Origin of the sequence: Streptomyces rectiverticillatus, assembly GCF_013394065.1 — a bacterium.
In the GTDB taxonomy this organism is placed as follows: domain Bacteria; phylum Actinomycetota; class Actinomycetes; order Streptomycetales; family Streptomycetaceae; genus Streptomyces; species Streptomyces rectiverticillatus.
The window spans coordinates 6,509,471-6,529,455 of record NZ_CP040752.1; the positions used below are offsets into that span (position 1 = coordinate 6,509,471).

Consider the following 19,985-nt stretch of genomic DNA (forward strand, 5'->3'; position numbering starts at 1 on the left):
GCAGATGTCCCGCAGGTCCCTCCAGGATCGCACCGGGAGCCGCGGTACGGGAGGGCGGCGCGTGCTCGTGGCCGGTTCCGTCGGGCCGGACGGGTCAGGCCCCCGCGGGCGGGGGCCCGGGGCCGGGCGGGACGCCGAGCTCCCAGTCGAGGCCGTAGCGCTGGAAGAGCTCCGCCCGCAGCCTCTCGAACGGCATGGGCGCGCCCGGCAGCAGGACCGCGACGACGGCACCCATCAGCAGGGCGCGCAGCAGCGGGTAGTCCGCGTCGGGGTCGGGGGAGCCGTAGGCCGCCACGGTGTCGTGCAGCAGGTGCGCGAGGCGCTGCTGCTCGGGGCACTGGATGAAGGCCTCCGCCTGGAGGATCCCGGCCATGTGGGTGCGCATCAGCAGGGGGCGGTCCCGTGCGAGCCCCAGGATCGCGTCGATCGCCCGTGCGAGGCGCTCGCGGCCGTCCCGGGCGCGCGGGGCGCGCTCCAGGCCCGCCGCGAGCTCCAGGTGCATCACCCGGTGCACCGCCGACTGCAGCAACTGCCTTTTGCCGGGGAAGTAGTACGAGACCAGGCCGCGCGCCGTGCCGGCCCGGTCGGCGATGTCGGCGAGCGTCGTCGCCTCGTACCCGCGTTCGCCGACGAGCTCGACCGCCGCCTGGAGCAGCCGCTCACGGGAACGGCGGCGCATCTCCTCGTTGGCCGACGCGCTGCGCGGGGACATTCCACAACTCCTGCGTTGACTGGCTCCGGGCCAATATACTCAGGGGGGTATCCGGCGCCCTGCCCGCCCCCGGCGTGGTGCGGCACCGGCGTGTCGGCTGGCCTGGGCGGCGCGGGGGACCGCCCAGACCAGCGTGACAACCGGGCCTGTCAGCCGAGCAGGCCGAGCACCGGGCGCAGAGCGGCGGGCCGCTCCCCGACCGGCAGGTGGTCCACCAGGTGCACCGCGCAGCCGAGCGCCGCGGCGCCCCCGTCGGCCCGGCGGTCGTCACCCACCATCAGCACCTCTTCGGGTGCCACCCCCAGCGCCTGACAGGCCACCAGGAAGAGCCGGGGATCGGGTTTTTGCACCCCGTGCTCGAAGGACAGCGCGTAGGCGTCCACGCACGCGTCCAGGCCGTGCGTACGGAACACCGGCCGCAGGTCCCAGCCGATGTTGCTCACCACGGCCGTCCGAATCCCGCGCCGCCGCAGCTCCCCGAGGACACCGGGCGCATCCGCGTACGGGCGCCAGGCCGCCGGCTCCATGTGCCGCTCGTACAGCACGTCGTAGAGCTCCGGCCGGGGCAGCGGCACCTCGCGCGCCAGCCCCGTGTACGCGGCGCGGTGCTGCTCCGCGCTGCGGTCCCGCTCGGCCCACAGCCCGGCCAGGTGCGGCGGTACGGAGAGCGGGGTCCTGCCCCCCGGAAGGGCGCCCGCCTCCTCCAGCCGCTCAGCGGTCCGGGCCGCCTCGGCCTCGCTCATGTGCACGCCGGTGCGCTCCAGGGCCGTGGTCAGCCACGACGTGGTCGGCTCGATGCGGAAGAGAGTGCCGGAGAAGTCGAAGAGCACCCCCTTGACCGTCATGATCCCGCCCCCGCCGTCGCTGCCGTCGGCGTCGCCTGCCGTGCCGTGGCGACTTCTCGCCGGTGTGCCCCATGAAGTTCCGTCATCTTCCCGGCCTTTCACGTATGAGTTCGCGTATGAGTTGGAGAGACAGCCGTCCCCAGTGTCCGAGGAGGGTCCGCCCGGTGCGCGTGAGAGGTCCACACCCGGAGGAGAGTGCCGGCACCGCGAGGCCCGGCCCGGCGGTGCAGCGGGCCGGGCCCACCGCAGGCGGGGCCGCCGCAGTGCTGGGGTTGCACCGCACGGCCGGCAACGCTGCGGTCGCCCGGATGCGGGAGCGGGGGACGGAACCGGTCCGGCGTGCTGCGACGCGTGGCCGGACCGGGAACCTGCCGTATCCGGCGTGGGACAGACAACGGCACGTGTGGGCCGGCCCGGACTACGGCGCGTATGACGGGCGTACGGGCGGGACGTCGGTCGCGGTCGTCGTCGGCCCCAGCGTCGTGGCTCCCGGGAACACCTATCTCGGCGGGCCGCCGCAGGCAGGCGAGTGCGTCATCGTGGAGGAGCTCAACCGGCGGGACGGCGGGGGCTGGGTGAAGGGTCATCTGTGGAACGACAACCTGGGCGGGCCCGGCATCTCCCGGAATATGACGCCCATGACGAACACGACGAACAGCCGGTTCAACCGGGCCTTCGAAGAGCCCGTCAAGAAGATGCTGCTCAGCTGCGCGCGCCATGCGCAGAGCAGCCAGAGCGCCCCGCACTGGTACGGGGTGCGCATCCAGGTGAGCACCTACGGGCGCATGTCCGAGGATCGCACCGCGCTCGAGTACCACGTCCCCGAAGGGGTCGAGCACTCCGCTCGCTATGTGACGATCGACAAGCTGACCGGTGCGACAGCCGGGGCAGCGGGACCGGACGCAGTGCCATCCGGGTTCGCCCCCGAACAGCCGTAGCGGTCGAACCCGTCACCGCGCGGGCAGGCGGCGGGAGGCCGGCTCACGTTCCACTGCGGCCCCGCCGCCGCGTCACCGTGCCGAACAGTCCCACCGAGGCTGCCACGAGCGCCCCGCCCAGCAGCCAGCCGCCCAGGACGTCCGACACCCAGTGGACGCCCAGGTACAGCCGGGTGAAGCCCACTCCGAGCACCGACACCGCGCCCGCCGCCGCAGCGGCGCGCAGGCCCCGCGCCCGTGCGCCGTACCTCCACAGCAGCCACACCAGCAGCCCGCACGCCACCGTCGCCGACAGGGCGTGCCCCGAGGGGAACGCCGCGTAGTGCGCGGTCGCCACCGGGTCCGGCCAGCTCGGACGGTCCTTGCCCACCGCCGCCTTGATGCCCTGCTGCAGAGCGGTGCCCAGGGCCGACGTCCCGGCTATCCAGGCGGCGAGCAGCAGGTCGCGCCTGCGCAGGAGCCACAGGACCGCCAGGGCCAGGGCGGCGCGCATCGTCCACGGGTCCCACAGCCAGTCGGAGAGCACGCGGACGAACCGGGTCCAGCCCCGGTGCTCCACGGCCACCGGATGCAATCCGTTGGCGACGTTCCGGTCCAGCGAGGCGAGCGGCTCCCACGCGCCCGCGACCAGGGCGAGCAGGACGCCGAAGACGGCCGCGAGGACGAGCCCGGCCGGGATCGGCGCGCGGCGGACGAGGGACAGGGGGCGGGGGAGTGCAGACGAAGGGCGCGGAGGGGCGTGCATCAGCAGATCCTCGCGCATGGGGGGCCGGAGGGGCCACCACTCCGGTGTTACGACCCGGACCGGGTCAGGACGCTGAGGCCCGGTACGAACGTCACCAGCAGCGGCACCGCGGGAACCAGCGCCGCGAACGCCGTCAGCCGCAGTCGCCGCGCGGCCGTCAGCCTCGGGGCGGGGGCCAGCAGGCGGTGCACCCGCGTCGGCACCTGGGAGAGCCGCGTCGGGCACGGCCCGAACACCCCGCGGTCCTCGTTCAGTTCCACCAGAGCGAGCGCCGTGGTCAGGCGGCCGAAGCGCCGCGACGCCGAGTCGTCCGCCGCGAGCTCCACCAGATGGTGCACCTGGTCGCGGAACGCGGCGAACACCGGGACCTGCGGGAAGCCGTTGGCCAGCGCCGAGGAGACGTGCAGCAGCCAGTGGTGACGGGCCCGGGCGTGCCCCTGCTCGTGGGCCAGCACCGCATCGAGCTGCGGCCCCTTGAGGCGGCGGAGCGCACCGGTCGTGATCACCAGCTGCGGCGCGGCGCCGCCGGGCAGCCACCACGCGTCGGGGCGGTCACCCTCCAGCACCACGAGCCGGTCCCCGCCCGGCTCCTCGCCGGGCAGCCGGGGGGAGCGGACGAGCAGCTCCGTGCGGCGCTGCCGGCGGCGGGCGCGCGACCAGCTGATCTCGCGGGTCAGCATCGCGGCGGTCCATACGGCGCCGCTCGCCAGCGCCAGCGCCAGCGGCGCGGCCCACGCACCGTAGGCGGTGAGGGCGTAGGCCTCGACCACGCCGTGCGGAGCGATCGCGAAGACGTGCCCGCGCACGGCCTCCCAGGCCGCTGCGGCGCTCAGCGCCATGGCGAGCAGACAGCACAGCAGTACGGCCGCCACCGCGCACTGCCACACCCACAGGGCCACGACCGGTTCGCGGTCGGGCCAGTCGCAACGGGTCAGCACGCGCGGAGCCATCGCCGCGACCAGTGCGCCGAGGACCAGCAGCGCGAGCGGGACCATCATGGCCGTCAGCCTATGAGCGGGGCCGCGCCCACGGGTACGGTCCGGTGCGCGAAGTGATGCATTCCACGGGGCGAGGGCTCACAGCGTCAGCAGCATCGCCAGCATGCCGATGCCCATGGACAGTCTGCAGGCGTGGGTGAGATCCGGCCGGCCCGGCCAGGAGACCTGCCCGGCGGCCACGGTGACGGGCACGAGCACGGCCACCGTGCGCACCACGTACACGGCGAAGTACACCAGCAGCAGCCCCGTCAGCAGGGGCGTGCCGGCCGGGACATGCGCGGTCGCGGCGTGCGTGGCCGCCGCCGCTCCCGTGTGCTCCGCGCGGCCGCCCATCGGGGTGCCCGCCATCGCGAGCGCCATGTAGACCATCGCGAACGCGCCCACGGCGTGGTGGAGGTGGTGACTGTCCGCGCGGCCGCGCGCCACGCCCACCAGTGCGTGGACCCCGGCCGCGCCGAAGACGACGGCGAACAGCAGCGCGCCCCAGGGCCGGGTGTCCACAACGGCGGGCGGCACGGCCATGGCCGCCATGCCGAGCCCCATCAGGGCGTCGCTCCCGACGGCCCGGCGCTCTCCTCCCGCACCCGTGCGGAGGCGCACCAGGCAGTACGCGCCGGTCGCGGCGCACACCGCCACCAGCAGCCAGCCGATCAGCGGCGGTCCGTGCACGGCGCACCTCCCCGGACGTGCAGATCCACCTCCGGTTGATTCCCCCGGGGGCGAGAGCACATGGGAGCGCACAGGCGCACTGGAGGAGCGTTGGAGTCGTGAAAATGCGCCCGCGCACGCGCGGTGGCACGTCAGGGGCGCGCAGGGTCCCGGCAGCGTGCCCCGGAGCCCGGGTTAGTGTGCACGTGGAGCCGGAAACGTACGGAGAGGACCCCAGGAACACGATGGAAACCACCAGCAGCACGGAGACGACCTTCCGGGACGCGACCGTCGACGATGTGCCCGTTCTCGTCGCCCTCATCGAGTCGGCCTACCGCGGTGACGCGAGTCGCGCAGGCTGGACGACCGAGGCGGACCTGCTGGAGGGCCAGCGCACCGACCCCGACGGCGTCGAGGCCGTGGTGACGGACCCGGACAGCCGTCTGCTCGTGGTCGAGCGGGGCGACCGGATAGTGGCCTGCTGCCAGCTCGAACGCCGGGGGACCCACGCCTACTTCGGGATGTTCGCCGTCAGCCCGGAGATGCAGGGCGGCGGGCTCGGCAAGGTCGTCATCGCGGAGGCCGAACGGCTCGTGCGCACCGACTGGGGCGCGACCGAGATGCACATGACCGTGATCAAGCAGCGGGACGAGCTGATCGCCTGGTACGAGCGGCGCGGTTACGGGCGCACCGGGCGGATGAGCCCGTTCCCGTACGGCGACGAGCGCTTCGGCGTCCCGCAGCGCGACGACCTCGAGTTCGAACTGCTGATCAAGGAACTGGTCTGACGGCCGAGGTAAGGGGCTCTGCCCGTAGGCAGAGCCCCTTACCTCACCGTTCGTCACCTCACAGCCGGCCCGCCTCCACGATCCGCCGCAGGAACTTCCGGGTGCGCTCCTGCCGCGGTGCGCCGAAGACCTCGGCGGGGGTGCCGCGCTCCAGCACGACCCCGCCGTCCAGGAAGCACACCTGGTCGGCGACGTCCCGGGCGAAGCCCATCTCGTGGGTGGCCAGGACCATCGTCATGCCGTCCTCCTTGAGGTCGCGCACGACGCCCAGCACCTCCCCGACGAGCTCGGGGTCGAGCGCCGCGGTGATCTCGTCCAGGAGCAGCAGCCGGGGCCGGCCGGCGAGCGCCCGTACGATCGCCACCCGCTGCTGCTGGCCGCCGCTGAGCCGGTCCGGGTACTCGCCCGCCTTGCCGCCCAGCCCGAGCCGCTCCAGCAGCTCCCGCGCCCGCTCCTCGGCCTCCGCGCGGGCGACGCCGTGCACCCGCCGCGGCGCCAGCGTGATGTTGTCGAGCACGGTCATGTGCGGGAAGAGGTTGTAGGCCTGGAAGACGACGCCGATGCGGCGGCGGACGGCGTCGGGGTCCACGCGCGGGTCGGTGATGTCCTCGCCGTCGAGGAGGATCGCCCCGTCGTCGATCTCCTCCAGCAGGTTGGCGCAGCGCAGCAGCGTCGACTTGCCCGATCCGGAGGCGCCGATGAGCGCGGTCACCGTGTGCGGGGCGACCTCCAGGTCCACGTCGCGCAGCACGACCGTGCCGCCGAAGGTCTTGCGCACGGCCTCCATCCGCAGCACGGGCTCCGCAGCGGTGTCCGTCACAGTGCTCATACGATCCCTCCCTGTGCCCGCCGGCGGTCCGTCCGTGCCGTGACCCAGTCGGTGAACCGGGTCATGGGGATGGTGAGGGCGACGAAGATGAGCCCGGCGACGACGTACGGCGTGTAGTTGAAGCTCTTGCTGGAGAGGATCTGCGCCGCGTAGACGGCGTCCACCGCGCCGGCGATCGAGACGAGGCCGGTGTCCTTCTGCAGGGACACCAGGTCGTTGAGGAGCGGCGGCACGACCCGGCGCACGGCCTGCGGCAGGATGACGTGGCGCAGGGTCTGCCGGGCGCTGAGGCCCAGCGAGCGGGCGGCGGCGCGCTGGCTGGGGTGCACGGACTCGATGCCCGCACGGAAGACCTCGGCGACGTAGGCCGAGTACGTCAGGACGAGCGCGGTCCCGCCCAGCAGCACCGGGTCGGTCGTCACGCCCTGCAGCCGCAGGGCCGGGACGCCGAAGACGACCATCAGCAGGCAGATCACGAGCGGCAGCCCGCGGAAGAAGTCGGTGTAGGCGGTGGCGAGCGCACGCAGGGGGAAGAAGACCGGGCCGCGCAGCGTACGGGCGATCGCTATCAGCAGCCCCAGGACGAGCACGGCCGCCCCGCAGACGACCAGCAGGCGGAGGTTCAGCCACAGCCCGTCGAGGACCTTGGGCAGCGCCTCGCGCGCGTAGTGCCCGCTGAGAAACGTTTCACGGGTGCGCTGCCAGCCGGGGGAGTTGACGACGGCGAGGAACAGTACGGCGCCCGTGACCAGCGTGCTGGACGCGGCGACGGCCGTGGCGCGGCGCGCCCGGGCGCGTTTGAAGCGCTCCCGCTCCAGGCGGCGCGCCGAGGGGGTGTAGTTGTCCTCGGCGGCTTCCTTCGTCAGGGACGGTGCGGTGCCCTCGGTGTCGGCGGCAGCCTCCCCGGGGCTCACTTGAGCACCGGGGCGTCGGCGGCCTCGGAGAGCCACTTCTTCTCCAGCCGGGCGAGCGTGCCGTCCTTGCGGAGGGAGTCGACGGCCCCGGAGACGCACGAGGTGAGGCGGCTGCCCTTGTCGAGGACGAAGCCGAACTGCTCGGGCTTGTCCCCCGTACTGCCGAACCGGCCGACGATGCGGGCGTCCCGGACCTCGGCGGAGGTGATGTAGAAGGCGGTGGGCAGGTCGACCACGATCGCCTCGACCTGGCCGTTCTTGAGCGCGGTCTTGGCGTAGTCGTTCTTCTGGAAGACGGCGGGCGGCCGGTCGGGCCCGATCACGTCGTTCACGATGTCGAGGCTGGTGCTGCCGACCTGGGCGCCGAGCTTGACGTGCTTGAGGTCGGCGGCGCTCCGGGCCTTGGCGGCGGGGGAGTCCTTGAGGGCGACGACGGCCTGGCGGACGTCGTAGTAGCCGGAGGAGAAGTCGACGGCCCGCCGGCGCTCGTCGCTGACGGAGATCTGGTTGATGTCGAGGTCGAACTTCTTGGCGCCCGGAGCGACGGCCGTGTTGAACGGAACGGTCTGCCAGACCACGTCGCCCCGGCCGTACCCGAGCCGCTCGGCCAGGGCGTAGGCGACGGCCGACTCGAAGCCCTTGCCGTTCGAGGGGTCGTCGTCCTGGAACCAGGGCGCGTAGGCGGGCTTGTCGGTGCCGACGGTCAGTTTGCCGGGGGTCTGCGTGGCCAGCTTCTCCTTCGTGCACGTCGCCGCGGACGGCGCGGCCGAGGACTTCGCGGAGCCGGAGCCGGAGCCGGAGGCGGAATCGGTGTCGTCCTGGGGAGCACAGCCCACGGCGGCCGTGAGCAGGACGGCGAGGCAGGCGGCGAGGCGGGCCGTGCGGCGGTGGGTGGCGGGCGCGGCCGGGGTGGCGGTGCGGCGCGTGGGCCGGTTGACGACGGGCATGGCGGGAGACTGGCAGCATGATCACGGCCCTGTCCAGGTCGGGCCGCCGACCGTCCGCATAGCGGAAGACTGTTGCGCTTTCATGAATTCACCGGCGGCGCGGGGGTAGGCCCGGGGGACGGGGACAGGGGCGTCCGAAGGCGGCGCACGGCCGGGGCGGCAGGGAATGGCCGGATCTCGGCTAGGACAGCTCACGGGGCCTGTGGGACTGGTGTGACAGAAACATGCCCATGGGTACCCATATGGCGGAGGTGTGCAGGAAAAACGGCGGCCCGCCCGGGGGTTCGGCAGGATAATTTATGGCCTGACCTCTTGAGCGGGAGAAGCGCGCACGGATACGGTGTCTTAACACCAAGTTCTCCCGAGGAGGGGCAGCCATGACGGAAATCCTTGCGTCGTCGGCGATAGCGACCGACAAATCGGCCGCCGACCCGGTGATCGATCACCCCGCGTGGGGGGTTCTCAAGGACGCCGTGGAAACGATCCGGCCTTGGCAGTCCCAGGACGGCTCCATCGACCTCACCGCGGAGGGCGCCCCACCGGGCGAGGCCGTCCGGGCCCAGGTGGAGCGCGTCGTGGAGGCCGTGGAGCAGCTCTCGCCGCTCGTCCCGCACGACTCGGCCTACCACACGGCCCTGGTCGCGGACCTGCGCCGCTGGGCCGACACGGGCTTCGCCGTGCCGGACTTCCTCGACTCGCTGCTCGCCTTCCAGCCCGCCGCCCAGCGCGCCGACGGCCTGCAGCACCTCGTCGTCTTCCCGATGTACACGCAGAACGGCAACCCCGACCGGAACCTCGAGGCGGTCGCGCTGCGCGTGGTCTGGCCCGAGTGGCTCGCCGAGCTGGAGCGCACCCGCTACGACAACCCGCTCTTCCTCGGCATCACCTTCGAGGACTTCACCTCGGGCTACGACACCAACTCCGCCGTGCTCTTCCCGGAGACCATCGCCGTGCGCGAGGCCCCCGAGCGCTTCACCTGGGGCGGTATCTTCTGCGACCGCGAGGCGGCCCGCTTCCGCCGCGTCACCGAGGCGGCCGTCTCCGCCCTCGGCCTCGAGCTCCCCGCCGACATCCAGGAGATGATCGGCGACCAGCACCGCTGCGAGCAGGCCTTCGTCCTGTGGGACATGGTCCACGACCGCACACACAGCCACGGCGATCTGCCCTTCGACCCCTTCATGATCAAGCAGCGGCAGCCGTTCTGGATGTACGGCCTGGAGGAGCTGCGCTGCGACCTCACCGCCTTCAAGGAGGCCGTGAAGCTGGAGGCCGAGGGCAACGCCCACGGCCGCGACGTGCAGTACGCCGTCCTCTTCGACCGGATGTTCCGCTTCCCGGTCACCGGCGACCGCGTCCGCAACTACGACGGGCTCGGCGGCCAGCTGCTCTTCGCGTACCTCCACCGGCACGACGTCGTACGCTGGACGGACAACACTCTGCACATCGACTGGGACCGCGCCCCGCAGGTCACCAACCAGCTCTGCGGCGAGATCGAGAAGCTCTACCGCGACGGCATCGACCGGCCCAAGCTGGTCCACTGGCTCGCCGCCTACGAGCTGGTTTCCACCTACCTCGCCCCGCACCCCGGCTCCGTCTGGGCCAAGGGCCCCGAGGCCCTCGACCTCACCCAGCCGCCCCGCAAGCTCGTGGACGACGTGCTGCCGGACGAGTTCCCGCTCAGCATGTTCTACGAGGCGCTTGCCAAGAAGCTGCGTCACGTGATCGCCTCGACCAAGGGGATCACCGCGGCGAAGGCCGAGCGGGTGGCTGCGTGAGTGAGCAGACGAAGGAGACGACCATGAGCACTCCCACCAACGGCAACGGCCGGCTGGACGGCGCCGTCGTGGCTGTGGCGGGGGCCGCGGGCCCCGCGGGCCGTGCCACGCTGCTGCGACTGGCCGAGGCCGGTGCCACGGTCGTCGCCTCCGACGCGGACGCGGCCCGCCTCGCCGAGGCCGTGGACGCCGCCCGGTACGCCCACGGCGGTGCCACCGTCACGGGCGACACCGTGGACCTGCTGGACCTGGAGGCCACGCGCCGCTGGGTGGACCGCACCGAGAAGGAGTTCGGCCGCATCGACGGCCTGGTCCACCTCGTGGGCGGCTGGCGCGGCTCGGCCACCTTCGCCGAGACCGACCTCGCCGACTGGGAGCTGCTCGAGAAGCTGCTCATCCGCACCGTGCAGCACACCTCGCTGGCCTTCGAGCCCGCCCTGCAGCGCAGCGGCAACGGCCGGTTCCTGCTCGTCAGCGCGGCGGGCGCCAGCAAGCCCACCGCGGGCAACGCCGCCTACGCCGCTTCCAAGGCCGCCGCCGAGGCGTGGACGCTCGCCCTCGCCGACTCCTTCCGCAAGGCGGCGGGCGAGGACGCCCCGTCGGCCGCCGCCGCCATTTTGATCGTCAAGGCACTGGTGCACGACGCCATGCGCGCCGAGCGCCCGAACGCGAAGTTCGCGGGCTTCACCGACGTCAAGGACCTCGCCGAGGCCATCGTCGGCGTGTGGGACAAGCCCGCCCAGGAAGTGAACGGAACCCGTCTGTGGCTGACTCCGCAAGCGTGAGCACGAACCCGCCGGCCGCGACCGGCGCGATACGCCGGCACGACCCCGAGGTGCGTGGCTTCGCCAGCGACAACTACGCGGGCGCGCACCCCGAGATCCTCGCGGCGCTCGCCGTCGCCAACGGCGGCCACCAGGTCGCCTACGGCGAGGACGACTACACCGCCCACCTCCAGGACGTGATGCGCGGACACTTCGGCCCCACCGCCGAGGCGTTCCCGGTCTTCAACGGGACGGGCGCCAACGTCGTCGCCCTCCAGGCCCTGACCGAGCGCTGGGGCGCGGTGATCTGCGCCGGCAGCGCGCACATCCACGTCGACGAGTGCGGTGCGCCCGAGCGCGTCGGCGGCCTGAAGCTGCTGACCGTGCCCGCCGAGCACGGCAAGCTCACCCCGGAGCTGATCGACCGCGAGGCCTTCGGCTGGGACGACGAGCACCGGGCGCAGCCCCAGGTCGTGTCGATCGCCCAGACCACCGAGCTGGGCACGTGCTACACGCCCGAGGAGATCCGGGAGATCTGCGACCACGCCCACGAGCGGGGCATGAAGGTCCACCTCGACGGCGCGCGCATCGCCAACGCCGCGGCCACGCTCGGCGTGCCGCTGCGGGCCTTCACCACCGACGCCGGCGTGGACGTGCTCTCCTTCGGCGGCACGAAGAACGGCATGGTCTTCGGCGAGTGCGTCGTCGTCCTGAACCCGGACGCGGTGCGGGCGATGAAGCACCTGCGCAAGATGTCCATGCAGCTCGCCTCCAAGATGCGGTTCGTCTCGGCCCAGTTCGAGGCCCTGCTCAGCGGCGACCTGTGGCTGCGCAGCGCCTCCCACGCCAATGCCATGGCCGCGCGCCTGGCCGAGCGCGTGCGGGCCGTCGAGGGCGTGGAGGTCCTGTACCCGGTGCAGTCCAACGCCGTCTTCGCCCGGCTTCCGCACGACGTGAGCGAGCGCCTGCAGAAGCGCTACCGCTTCTACTTCTGGGACGAGGACGCCGGCGACGTCCGCTGGATGTGCTCCTTCGACACCACCGAGGCCGACGTCGACGCCTTCGCGGCGGCGCTCGCCGAGGAGATGGGCCGGCAGTAGCGGCCCGCCCCGTCCGTCCGGAAACGGCGGAAAAGCACAGCAAGAAGCCCCCGGCCGCGCTCGCGGCCGGGGGCTTCTCGGTTCCGTACGGGCCCTAGCCGCGCCGGTCCGAGGCGGCCGCCTCGTGCGGCGCGGGCGCCGTGCCGCCGAGGTGGGCCGGGATCCACCAGGTGTCGTTCGCGTCCTTGGGGCGCACGGGATAGGCGCGCTGGGCCGCCTCCAGGAGCTCCTGCACCCGGGAGCGCACCCGGTCACTGACGGTGTCCGCGTGCTCGGCGGGGTCGGCGGTCATCGGCTCGCCGACCCGTATCGCGATCGGCACGTGGTTGCGGCTCAGGTCGCGCTTGTGGCCCTTGGTCCACAGCCGCTGGGTGCCCCACAGCGCCATCGGCAGCAGCGGCACCCCGGCCTCCTGGGCGAGCCGCGCCGCGCCGGACTTGAAGTTCTTGAGCGTGAACGACTGGGAGATCGTCGCCTCCGGGAAGACGCCGATGATCTCGCCCGAGCGCAGTGCGGAGAGCGCGTGCTTGTAGGCGTCCATGCCGGCCGCGCGGTCCACTGGGATGTGCTTCATCGCGCGCATCAGCGGCCCCGACACCTTGTGCCGGAAGACGGACTCCTTCGCCATGAACCGCACCAGCCGCTTGGCGGGGCGGGCGGCCAGGCCGCAGAAGACGAAGTCGAGGTAGCCGATGTGGTTGCTCACCAGGACGGCCCCGCCCCGCGCCGGGACGTGCTCGGCTCCCTGGATGTCGAAGCGCAGGTCGAGCGCCTTGAACATGGTGCGGGCGACACCGATCACCGGGGGGTAGACGAGCTCTGCCATCGGGGGAGGTTCCTTCCGGGCCTGGGGAGGGGACTCCCGGCTGAAGTGCTGCTTCTGTTGCTGATGTACTGCTGTGGTGCCCGTGTACTGCTGTAGTGCCCGCCGTACACCGGCGTCACCGGCAAAGTTACGCGGCCGTAGGGTGTGGCTTCTGCCAGATCGTGCCTGAATGCCCGGCCCGGGGCCAGCGAGGACGGCCCGGCGGCCGGGAGATCCTCATCACGTAGGCCGGAATCCAGCCGGAAATCACCGGCGGGCGCGGCGGAATTTTCCCCGGTGTCCACGGCGCTGCACTTGGGGACGCATGGCCGGTGAAGGCCTGGACGAAACGGGAAAGCGGGGGCGAAGCGTGCTGCGCGAGGGCGACGACGGGCTGCGGCTGAAGGCCGCCGACATCGGCGGGGAGCTGGGGGAGCGCGCCACGCTCGTGCAGTTCTCCAGCGCCTTCTGCCAGCCCTGCCGGGCGACCAGGCGCACCCTGGAGCAGGTCGCGGCCATGGTCGGCGGGGTCGCCCACGTCGAGGTCGACGCGGAGGCGCACCTCGCCCTCGTGCGGGCCCTGGCGATCACCGCGACGCCCACCGTCCTCGTCCTCGACGCCGCCGGCCGCATCGTGCGCCGCGCGACCGGGCAGCCGCGCAAGGCCGACGTCATCGCGGCGCTCGGTGCGGCGGTGTGAGCCGCCGTGATCGTGATCCCTCTCCCATCTCCCGGGCCGCCCTTGACGCTCCGCACCGCGAATCGTCAGTGTGACGTCGTGTGGCCAGGACCGTTTCCCCACGGACGTGCGCACGCCGGCGGCCTGCTGCGGACGGCGAGCGCGTGCTGTCCGGGCGCGTGAGCACCGCGACGACCGTTCGGATCGGCTCGACCCTCCAGCAGAAGGACAGTTCCATGACGGCCATGCCCGGGCTCGGCACCTCCCTCGCCACCCCCGAACTGCTGCGCTCCGTCTTCCGCCGGCACGCCGCCGGCGTCGCCGTGATCACCGCGCAGGGCGCGCGCCCGGTCGGCTTCACGGCCACCTCGCTGACGTCCGTCGCCGCGGAGCCTCCCCTGGTCTCCTTCGGGGCGGGCACCGGCTCCTCCAGCTGGCCTGTGCTCGCCGAGGCGGACCACGTCGGCGTGCACATACTCGGCGAGCACCAGCGGGAGCTGGCCGCGACCTTCGCGCGCAGCGGTGCCGACCGCTTCGCCGCGCCCACGAGCTGGCGTCCCGGGCCGGAGGGCGTGCCGCTGCTGGACGGCGTTCTCGCGTGGCTGGTGTGCCGCGTGGTGGCCCGGGTGCCCGCCGGGGACCACCGGGTCGTGCTCGCCGAGGTCGTCGCGGGCGACTCCGCCGGGGCGGGCCGTCCGCTCGTCTATCACCAGGGGCGCTTCAACGGTCTGCGGGACTGAGACGTCCCGCGTTTCCCGCGTTGGACAGATCACAGCCGACCGGCCTTGCGCCCGGGTGAACAGGTCGCTGTACTGACGAGTAACATTCCGTTCGAGGCGCGGCCCGCCACGGGCGGAATCCGCCCCACAAGGCGCCTATGCTGCCTGCCAAGGCAGCTACGAAGAGACGATGCAGTAGGAGAGCCGGCGTGAGCTTGAGGATCGTTGTCACTGTGAAGTACGTGCCCGACGCCACCGGCGACCGGCACTTCGCCGAAGACCTGACCGTCGACCGCGACGACGTGGACGGCCTGCTCTCGGAGCTCGACGAGTACGCGGTCGAGCAGGCGCTGCAGATCAAGGAGGCGGCCGACGACGACGCGGAGATCACCGTCCTGACCGTCGGCCCCGAGGACGCCAAGGACGCGCTGCGCAAGGCGCTTTCCATGGGTGCGGACAAGGCCGTCCACGTCGAGGACGACGACCTCCACGGCACCGACGCCCTCGGCACCTCGCTGGTGCTGGCCAAGGCCCTGGAGCACGTCGGCTACGACCTGGTCGTCTCCGGCATGGCCTCCACCGACGGCGGCATGGGCGTCGTCCCGGCGATGCTCGCCGAGCGCCTGGGCGTCCCGCAGGTCACCCTGCTCTCCGAGGTCAAGGTCGAGGACGGCAAGGTGACCGGCCGCCGCGACGGCGACGCCGCCAGCGAGCAGCTGGAGGCCTCCCTCCCGGCCGTCGTCTCCGTGACCGACCAGTCCGGCGAGGCCCGCTACCCGTCCTTCAAGGGCATCATGGCGGCCAAGAAGAAGCCGGTGGAGTCCCTGGACCTCTCCGACCTCGGCCTCGAGGCCGAGGAGGTCGGCCTGGAGGGTGCCTGGACCAAGGTCGACGAGGCCACGGAGCGCCCGGCCCGCACGGCCGGCACCGTCGTCAAGGACGAGGGCGAGGGCGGCAAGCAGCTCGCCGAGTTCCTCGCGGGCCAGAAGTTCATCTGAGCTCTCTGATCCCGAACGAACCGTCACCCGCCCCACTTTTTCCGCAGGAGCAACGCCATGGCTGAAGTCCTCGTCTACGTCGACCACGTGGACGGCGCCGTCCGCAAGCCCACCCTCGAACTGCTCACCCTCGCCCGCCGCATCGGCGAGCCCGTCGCCGTGCACCTGGGCGCCGGTGCCGACGCCGCGGCCGCCGTGCTCGGCGAGTACGGCGCGGTGAAGGTCCTCGCGGCCGACGCGCCCGAGTTCACCGACTACCTCGTCGCGCCGAAGGTCGACGCGCTGGAGGCCGCGTACAACGCCGTCTCGCCGGCCGCCGTGCTGCTGCCGTCCTCCGCCGAGGGCAAGGAGATCGCGGCCCGCCTCGCGGTCCGCATCGGCTCCGGCATCATCACCGACGCCGTCGACCTGGAGGCCGGTGCCGAGGGCCCGGTGGCCACGCAGTCCGTCTTCGCGGCCTCGTACTCCACCAAGTCCCGCGTCACCAAGGGCACCCCGGTCATCACCGTCAAGCCCAACTCCGCCGCCCCGGAGGCCGCCCAGGCCGCCGGTACGGTCGAGCAGCTCGCCGTCGCCTTCGGCGAGAAGTCCACCGGCACCAAGGTCGTCTCCCGCACCCCGCGCGAGTCGACCGGCCGTCCCGAGCTGACCGAGGCCGCGATCGTGGTCTCCGGCGGCCGCGGCGTCAACGGCGCCGAGAACTTCTCGATCATCGAGGCCCTCGCCGACTCGCTCGGCGCGGCCGTCGGCGCCTCCCGCGCCGCCGTGGACGCCGGCTGGTACCCGCACACCAACCAGGTCGGCCAGACCGGCAAGTCCGTTTCGCCGCAGCTGTACATCGCGGCGGGCATCTCCGGCGCCATCCAGCACCGGGCCGGCATGCAGACCTCGAAGACCATCGTGGCCGTCAACAAGGACGCCGAGGCCCCGATCTTCGACCTGGTCGACTACGGCGTGGTCGGCGACCTCTTCGAGGTCGTCCCGCAGCTGACCGACGAGGTCAAGACCCGCAAGGGCTGACCCCGCGGCACCACCGTGCCGGGGCCCCCGTACGCGACGGCGTGCGGGGGCTCTGTCGTATGCGGGCGGCCCGGTACGCGCGCGTGACGGCCTGTTGACCCGCCGCCGGGCCGTCGATAGCTTCGCCCGCACGGACGATCGGTTCCGTCTGTGGGAGTACCTTCCGGCGCCGGCCGGGGAGGCTGTGCGGAAGGGTGTGCCATGGGACAGCACCGGACGGTCGCGACGACCTTCGCGAGCGCGGTGGGGGAGCGCATAGGCGCCTCCCTCGCGGGCGTCGACGCCGAGCTCGCGCGCCGCTACCCCGGCGACCCCGGCACCCGCCAGCCCGTCCACACCGTCTACGTCCCCGCCGACGTCTTCGCCGCCGACACCCTCCGCTTCTGGGGCGGCCGGGCGCTCGCCGCCCTCGACGAACACGCGCCCGACGCCGCCTCCTTCGCCGCCGTCCTCGGCCTCCCCGAGGCCCTCGCCGGTCCCGTCCACGACCGCATGCGCGCCAAACTGGAGCGGGAGCCCGTCGAGGACCTCCGCATCGACTTCGAGGACGGCTACGGGCCGCGCCCCGACGACGAGGAGGACGCGGCGGCCGCCCGTGCGGCACGGCTGGTGGCCGGGATGTACGAGGACGGCACCGCGGCGCCGTTCATGGGCATCCGCATGAAGTGCATGGAGGCAGCCGTCCGGGACCGCGGCATCCGCACCCTCGACATCTTCCTCACCGGCCTGATGGAGGCGGGCGGGCTGCCCGAAGGGCTGCTCCTCACCCTGCCCAAGGTCACCTACGCCGAGCAGGTGGCCGCCATGGCCGAGCTCGCCGGGGAGTTCGAGAAGGCGCGGGGGCTGGAGCCCGGCCGGATCCGCTTCGAGATACAGATCGAGACCACGCAGGCGATCCTCGGGGCCGACGGGCGCACCACCGTCGCCCGGATGATCGACGCGGCGGGCGGGCGCGCGACTTCGCTGCACTACGGCACGTTCGACTACAGCGCCTCCTGCGGCGTGGGCGCCGCGCACCAGTCGCCCGACCACCCCGTCGCCGACCACGCGAAGGCCGTCATGCAGGTGGCCGCGGCGGGCACCGGCGTCCGCGTCTCCGACGGCTCGACCAACGTCCTGCCCGTCGGGCCGGCATCCCAGGTGCACGCCGCCTGGCGGCTCCACTACGGCCTCGTGCGCCGGTCGTTGACACGCGCCTACTACCAGGGCTGGGACATGCACCCGGGCCATCTGCCCACCCGCTACGCCGCGGTGTACGCCTTCTACCGCGAGGGCCTGGAGAGCGCCGCCGCCCGCCTGGACGCCTACGTCAACCGCTCCGGCGGCGACATCCTCGACGAGCCCGCCACCGCGCGGGCGCTCAGCGGCCACCTGCTGCGCGGCCTGGACTGCGGCGCCGTGGACGCGGCGGAGGTGACGGCCCTGACGGGCCTGAGCCGCGACGGCCTGGAGGGGCTCGCGGGGCGGGCGGGCTGAACGTCCGCAGCCTCCTCAGCCCTCCGCGGGGGGCAGCTCGCCCGAGCCGCGGACGATCAGGCGGGTCGGCAGCTCCACCCGCTGCGGCGGCTCCGCCACCCCGTCCAGCTGGCGGAAGAGCCGTTCGGCGGCGGTGCGGCCCAGCCGGGCCGCGTCCTGGGCGACGACGGTGACGCCGGGGGAGAGCAGGTCGGCCAGTTCGAGGTCGTCGAAGCCCACGAGGGCGACCGGGCGGGGCGAGCGGGCCAGAACGCGCACGACCGTGGCCGTCACCCGGTTGTTGCCGGTGAACAGCGCGGTCACCGGCTGCGGCCCGGCGAGCATCCGCTCCGCCTCGGCGCGCACGCGCTCGGGGGCCGTGGGCCCCAGGGACACCCAGGACTCGTCCACGGGCAGGCCGGCGGCGGCCATGGCGGCGCGGTAGCCGCGCAGCCGCTCGGTGGCGGTGTGGATGCGCGGGCGGTCGCCGATGAAGCCGATGCGGCGGTGGCCGTGTGCGACGAGGTGGGCGACGCCCTCGCGGGCGCCGCCGAAGCTGTCGGAGAGCACGACGTCGGCGTCGGTCCGGCCGGCCGGGCGGTCGACGAAGACCGTGGCGATGCCCGCCGCGATCTCCGGTTCGAGGTAGCGGTGGTCGTCGCCGGCCGGAATGATGATCAGACCGTCGACCCGGCGGGCGCAGAAGGCCAGCGCGAGCTCCCGCTCGCGCTCCGGGTCCTCCGCGCTGGAGCCGTTGATGAGCAGGGCGCCGTGGGCGCGGGCGACCTCCTCGACGGCCCGGTTGAGGGGCGCGTAGAAGGGGTCGGCGAGGTCTTCGAGGACGAGCCCGATGGAGGCGGTGCGGCCCTTGCGCAGGATGCGGGCGCTGTCGTTGCGCCGGAAGCCCAGGGCCGTGATCGCGTCCTGCACCCGCCGCTCGGTGTCGGGGGTGACGCCCGGCTCTCCGTTCACCACCCGCGAGACGGTCTTCAGGCCGACGCCGGCGCGGGCCGCCACGTCCTTCATCGTCGGGCGGGCGCCGTATCGGGGGGAGGGGCTGCGGGCGGGCTGGGCGCTGCTCGACACGGGTGCTCGTCCTTACCAGGGGCCGGTGCGGGGTGACGTCGAGCATAGAGCCTAGACAACGTTGTCAGATCCGGACAGACTGGCCTCCGCAGCGCCCGCACCCTGCCCCACCAGGAGAGATCGTCCCCATGCGCACCGACTTCGCCGGCCTTGTCGCCGCCCTCGACATCGGCGGCACCAAGATCGCGGGCGCGCTGGTGGACGACCGTGGCCGGCTGCTGGCCCGCGCGCAGCGGCCGACCCCCGCGCGCGAGGACGGTGCCACGGTGATGGGCGCGGTGGCGGCGGTGCTGGAGGAGCTCGGGCGCGCGGCGCAGTGGTCGCGCGTACGGGCCGTCGGCATCGGCAGCGCGGGGCCGGTGGACGCGTCCCGGGGGACCGTCAGCCCCGTCAACGTCCCCGGCTGGCGGGACTACCCCCTGGTCGCCGAGGTGGCGCGGCGGGCGGACGGCCTGCCGGTGGTGCTCGTCGGCGACGGTGTCGCGATGACCGCGGCCGAGCACTGGCAGGGCGCCGCCCGGGGGCGCGCGAACGCCCTGTGCATGGTGGTGTCCACCGGCGTCGGCGGCGGCCTGGTCCTCGGCGGCCGCCTGCACCCCGGTCCCACCGGCAACGCGGGCCACATCGGGCACATCAGCGTCGACCTCGACGGCGACCCCTGTCCCTGCGGCGCCCGCGGCTGCGTCGAACGCATCGCCAGCGGGCCCAACATCGCGCGCCGCGCGCTGGATGCCGGATGGCTCCCGGGCCCGGACGGCGACCGGAGCGCGGCTGCCGTCGCCGCTGCCGCGCGAGCGGGGGACGCCGTGGCCCGCGCCTCCTTCGAGCGGGCCGCCCAGGCCCTGGCCGCGGGCATCGCCGCGACCGCGACGCTGGTCGAGGTCGAGGTCGCCGTCATAGGCGGCGGCGTGGCGGGTGCGGGGGACGTCCTCTTCGCCCCGCTGCGCGCGCGCCTGCGCGACTACGCGACGCTGTCGTTCGCGGCGGGCATCGAGGTGCTGCCCGCCGAACTGGGCTCCGACGCGGGCCTCGTGGGGGCCGCCGCGGCCGCCGCGCAGCACCTCGGGCTGTGGACCGCCCGGGAGCCCGGCCCGGCGTAGCGCCCGGCGAGGGGAGACCCCGGTTCTGTCGTAGAACGCGCCGGACAGTGGCGGTAGGGGCCGCTGCCGTGTTGGACGCAGCCGGAAGCCCCGGCCGGGGCCCGCCCCTTCCGGCGGCCG

General features: G+C 73.3%; 21 protein-coding genes. 11 read left to right on the forward strand and 10 right to left on the reverse strand.

What is annotated here, in order from left to right:
• Positions 1-94 precede the first annotated feature (94 nt).
• Together FGW37_RS28230 and FGW37_RS28235 are read right to left on the reverse strand one after the other, a co-directional pair.
• On the reverse strand, positions 95-712 hold the full coding sequence (locus FGW37_RS28230) for a TetR/AcrR family transcriptional regulator (RefSeq protein WP_179083640.1): 618 nt from the start codon (positions 710-712) through the stop codon (positions 95-97).
• Positions 713-861: 149 nt separating this feature from the next.
• Positions 862-1,557 (reverse strand): HAD family hydrolase, encoded by a 696-nt coding sequence (locus tag FGW37_RS28235; protein WP_179083641.1) that lies wholly within the window; start codon positions 1,555-1,557, stop codon positions 862-864.
• Between the two features lie 401 nt (positions 1,558-1,958).
• Here FGW37_RS28235 and FGW37_RS28240 point away from each other — a divergent pair, with 401 nt between their 5' ends.
• Positions 1,959-2,495 carry a hypothetical protein gene (locus tag FGW37_RS28240; RefSeq protein ID WP_179083642.1) on the forward strand — a complete coding sequence of 179 codons (537 nt, stop codon included), beginning with the start codon at positions 1,959-1,961 and terminating at the stop codon, positions 2,493-2,495.
• A gap of 43 nt (positions 2,496-2,538) precedes the next feature.
• On the opposite strand, the gene FGW37_RS28245 is transcribed toward FGW37_RS28240, so the two are convergent.
• The 3 genes from FGW37_RS28245 to FGW37_RS28255 form a co-directional block, all read right to left on the reverse strand.
• On the reverse strand, positions 2,539-3,240 hold the full coding sequence (locus FGW37_RS28245; protein ID WP_179083643.1) for a phosphatase PAP2 family protein: 702 nt from the start codon (positions 3,238-3,240) through the stop codon (positions 2,539-2,541).
• 47 nt (positions 3,241-3,287) lie between these two features.
• Positions 3,288-4,238 (reverse strand): M56 family metallopeptidase, encoded by a 951-nt coding sequence (locus FGW37_RS28250; RefSeq protein ID WP_179083644.1) that lies wholly within the window; start codon positions 4,236-4,238, stop codon positions 3,288-3,290.
• A 78-nt stretch (positions 4,239-4,316) separates the two neighbouring features.
• Positions 4,317-4,907, reverse strand: a complete 591-nt coding sequence (locus FGW37_RS28255) for a DUF5134 domain-containing protein (protein ID WP_179083645.1) — start codon at positions 4,905-4,907, stop codon at positions 4,317-4,319.
• Between the two features lie 224 nt (positions 4,908-5,131).
• On the opposite strand from FGW37_RS28255, the gene FGW37_RS28260 reads away from it, so the two are divergent.
• Positions 5,132-5,674: a GNAT family N-acetyltransferase gene (locus tag FGW37_RS28260; RefSeq protein ID WP_179083646.1), complete on the forward strand. Its 543-nt coding sequence runs from the start codon at positions 5,132-5,134 to the stop codon at positions 5,672-5,674.
• A 58-nt stretch (positions 5,675-5,732) separates the two neighbouring features.
• Here FGW37_RS28260 and FGW37_RS28265 read toward each other — a convergent pair whose 3' ends face one another.
• From FGW37_RS28265 to FGW37_RS28275, 3 genes are read right to left on the reverse strand one after another with little or no spacing between them, the layout of a single operon-like run.
• Complete coding sequence (locus FGW37_RS28265) at positions 5,733-6,503, reverse strand: amino acid ABC transporter ATP-binding protein (protein WP_179083647.1); 771 nt, start codon at positions 6,501-6,503, stop codon at positions 5,733-5,735.
• Entirely contained in the window at positions 6,500-7,369 is an 870-nt protein-coding gene (locus FGW37_RS28270; protein ID WP_246430868.1) for an amino acid ABC transporter permease, read from the reverse strand. The genes FGW37_RS28265 and FGW37_RS28270 overlap by 4 nt, the downstream gene beginning before the upstream one ends.
• A 44-nt stretch (positions 7,370-7,413) precedes the next feature.
• On the reverse strand, positions 7,414-8,364 hold the full coding sequence (locus tag FGW37_RS28275; protein WP_179083649.1) for an ABC transporter substrate-binding protein: 951 nt from the start codon (positions 8,362-8,364) through the stop codon (positions 7,414-7,416).
• Between the two features lie 377 nt (positions 8,365-8,741).
• Between FGW37_RS28275 and FGW37_RS28280 the strand changes: the two genes are divergently transcribed.
• Genes FGW37_RS28280 through FGW37_RS28290 form a run of 3 tightly spaced genes read left to right on the forward strand, consistent with a single transcriptional unit; the run spans position 8,742 to position 12,003 of the window.
• A complete protein-coding gene (locus tag FGW37_RS28280) occupies positions 8,742-10,139 on the forward strand; it encodes a DUF6421 family protein (protein ID WP_179083650.1) in 1,398 nt (465 codons plus the stop codon).
• A 23-nt stretch (positions 10,140-10,162) separates the two neighbouring features.
• Entirely contained in the window at positions 10,163-10,924 is a 762-nt protein-coding gene (locus FGW37_RS28285) for an SDR family NAD(P)-dependent oxidoreductase (RefSeq protein WP_179083651.1), read from the forward strand.
• Complete coding sequence (locus tag FGW37_RS28290) at positions 10,903-12,003, forward strand: threonine aldolase family protein (protein WP_179083652.1); 1,101 nt, start codon at positions 10,903-10,905, stop codon at positions 12,001-12,003. The genes FGW37_RS28285 and FGW37_RS28290 overlap by 22 nt, the downstream gene beginning before the upstream one ends.
• Positions 12,004-12,097: 94 nt before the next feature.
• Here FGW37_RS28290 and FGW37_RS28295 read toward each other — a convergent pair whose 3' ends face one another.
• A complete protein-coding gene (locus FGW37_RS28295; RefSeq protein ID WP_179083653.1) occupies positions 12,098-12,829 on the reverse strand; it encodes a lysophospholipid acyltransferase family protein in 732 nt (243 codons plus the stop codon).
• 304 nt (positions 12,830-13,133) lie between these two features.
• Between FGW37_RS28295 and FGW37_RS28300 the strand changes: the two genes are divergently transcribed.
• The 5 genes from FGW37_RS28300 to FGW37_RS28320 all read left to right on the forward strand — a co-directional run bounded on the left by FGW37_RS28300 (position 13,134) and on the right by FGW37_RS28320 (position 17,700).
• Positions 13,134-13,508 (forward strand): TlpA family protein disulfide reductase, encoded by a 375-nt coding sequence (locus FGW37_RS28300; RefSeq protein WP_179083654.1) that lies wholly within the window; start codon positions 13,134-13,136, stop codon positions 13,506-13,508.
• A 215-nt stretch (positions 13,509-13,723) separates the two neighbouring features.
• On the forward strand, positions 13,724-14,227 hold the full coding sequence (locus FGW37_RS28305) for a flavin reductase family protein (RefSeq protein ID WP_179084953.1): 504 nt from the start codon (positions 13,724-13,726) through the stop codon (positions 14,225-14,227).
• Between the two features lie 188 nt (positions 14,228-14,415).
• Positions 14,416-15,204: an electron transfer flavoprotein subunit beta/FixA family protein gene (locus tag FGW37_RS28310; RefSeq protein ID WP_058042856.1), complete on the forward strand. Its 789-nt coding sequence runs from the start codon at positions 14,416-14,418 to the stop codon at positions 15,202-15,204.
• A gap of 57 nt (positions 15,205-15,261) precedes the next feature.
• A complete protein-coding gene (locus FGW37_RS28315) occupies positions 15,262-16,224 on the forward strand; it encodes an electron transfer flavoprotein subunit alpha/FixB family protein (RefSeq protein WP_179083655.1) in 963 nt (320 codons plus the stop codon).
• A gap of 201 nt (positions 16,225-16,425) precedes the next feature.
• Positions 16,426-17,700 (forward strand): DUF6986 family protein, encoded by a 1,275-nt coding sequence (locus FGW37_RS28320; RefSeq protein WP_179083656.1) that lies wholly within the window; start codon positions 16,426-16,428, stop codon positions 17,698-17,700.
• A 15-nt stretch (positions 17,701-17,715) separates the two neighbouring features.
• On the opposite strand, the gene FGW37_RS28325 is transcribed toward FGW37_RS28320, so the two are convergent.
• Complete coding sequence (locus tag FGW37_RS28325; RefSeq protein WP_179084954.1) at positions 17,716-18,705, reverse strand: LacI family DNA-binding transcriptional regulator; 990 nt, start codon at positions 18,703-18,705, stop codon at positions 17,716-17,718.
• A 188-nt stretch (positions 18,706-18,893) separates the two neighbouring features.
• Between FGW37_RS28325 and FGW37_RS28330 the strand changes: the two genes are divergently transcribed.
• Entirely contained in the window at positions 18,894-19,865 is a 972-nt protein-coding gene (locus FGW37_RS28330) for an ROK family protein (protein ID WP_179083657.1), read from the forward strand.
• Positions 19,866-19,985 lie beyond the last annotated feature (120 nt).